The sequence below is a fragment of the Halorubrum sp. SP3 genome, from assembly GCF_005435195.1.
Taxonomy (GTDB): domain Archaea; phylum Halobacteriota; class Halobacteria; order Halobacteriales; family Haloferacaceae; genus Halorubrum; species Halorubrum sodomense.
This window is the reverse complement of sequence record NZ_SGTU01000249.1, coordinates 1-601: the sequence shown is the minus strand read 5'-3', so window position 1 is coordinate 601 and position 601 is coordinate 1. Positions and strand designations below refer to the sequence as shown.

Annotated in this window: 1 pseudogene; it reads left to right on the top strand. The window is 54.7% G+C overall.

The features are described 5' to 3' along the window. Positions 1-306 precede the first annotated feature (306 nt). Positions 307-601, top strand: a pseudogene (locus EXE42_RS16460) (DNA polymerase I); the annotation flags it as partial.

Below are 601 nucleotides of genomic sequence, written 5' to 3'. Positions count from 1 at the left end.
CAACGAGAGAGCGGTATAATAATCTGTGGGGTAGTATATTGTTCACCGAATTCAAGATATGGAGGACTGTCCATAGCAGGCTTAACCAACAACCATCTGTGAAACGGCCGTTCTGTTGGTTAACGCGCTACCGGAGGTTCAGCTAACAAACTCGGAAACAATTCTGGAAGTGGCGTTAACAGAGCGAATCCGCGAGAGTCCGCTGTTTCTGTCTAGGCGATCTCCATTCCCTGAAATCCGGAACAGACACGCCGGCGATTATGCGAGACTCCGGTGTAAAGACGGGAAGGTGGGTGACTTACGAAAATGCCGTTCACAATCGATTTCCTTGACGATGGTCGCGTCCTCGAGTGGGAGGCGACCAACGACGGCGCGACCGCGACCGAACACGACGACTACACGCCTCGTTTCTACGTCGCATCACGTGACCCTGACACCGACATCGATCTTACACAACTTCATTCACTATACGAACGCCATCCTGATGTCGTCGCGACCGAGATCGTATCCCGGCGGCCCGGATTTCGTCGTGACGGCGAGTCCGCTCTAGCTGTCGATGTCGACCACGTCGACCGCGTCACACCGCTTGCGCGACAGGCAC